The sequence below is a fragment of the Granulosicoccus sp. 3-233 genome, from assembly GCF_052681095.1.
In genome coordinates this window covers 1-781 of sequence record NZ_JBQYLE010000057.1, presented here as the reverse complement: position 1 = coordinate 781, position 781 = coordinate 1, and the positions used below count along the sequence as shown (strand labels likewise).

Genomic DNA, 781 nt, shown 5'->3' with positions numbered 1-781 from the left:
ATTGGTTACCCAGCTCATGTTCAGCGTCACTTTCTCGGGGTCTTTCTTGTCTACTTCCCAGTACTCGATCATGTTGACCCGCGTGTCCGGGTGCGAGGCATTCATCGGTAAATCATTGGAAAATCGATAGCCGCGACCGCTGCCATCGACCCGTTTTTCTTCGTCCTCGGTAACCTGGCCGAGCAGGAAACGGTCGTGCATCACCTCGAACAACGAGGCATTGCCAACGGGTTTGATGTTGATGATGAATTCCATGCCGTAGCCCATTAGTGCTTGAATATGCGGACCATTGGCAGCCAGCGCATCCTCCAGCACAATGAACGGGCGATTGGAATACAGCTGGTTTATGGCAAGCAGCAGGCGCTTGGCGGCATTTCGTTCACAGTCATTTTTCGTATCACCGTCACTCTTCACGATGGGTTCAAAGTCCAGTGGCAACACGGTCTTCTGATCGGGATGTACGATCACTGCGGCCAGCGACTGGTGGTAATATTCGGTTTCCCCGTTACGGTGCTTCTTCACGCTGCACTGCGGACATTTCACCTTGGTCGATGAGTACAGTCCGGTGCCGTCGATGGACAGCAGGTACCGATTATCGAAGAGGGCGAAGTCTTCGAGCACCTTGCCTCGTTGTGCGCTGGAATGGATTGCTCGAAATGCTTTGCGCAGCTCACCCGGTTTGACCATGTCCAGGATGTCGCGCATCTGGCTATCCGAGGCAACCTCGTCGAGCCAAAAGAGCCGACGCAGATTACCCATGACAGTCTGGTCGCCATGGCTG

The 781-nt window shown here is 54.2% G+C and carries 1 protein-coding gene; it reads right to left on the bottom strand.

Features of this window, described 5'->3' with window-relative positions; all coding sequences use genetic code 11:
• Positions 1 to 759: hypothetical protein (locus ACUNV4_RS30415; protein ID WP_430882435.1), on the bottom strand; the 759-nt coding region annotated here is incomplete at its 3' end.
• Between the last annotated feature and the right edge of the window lie 22 nt (positions 760 to 781).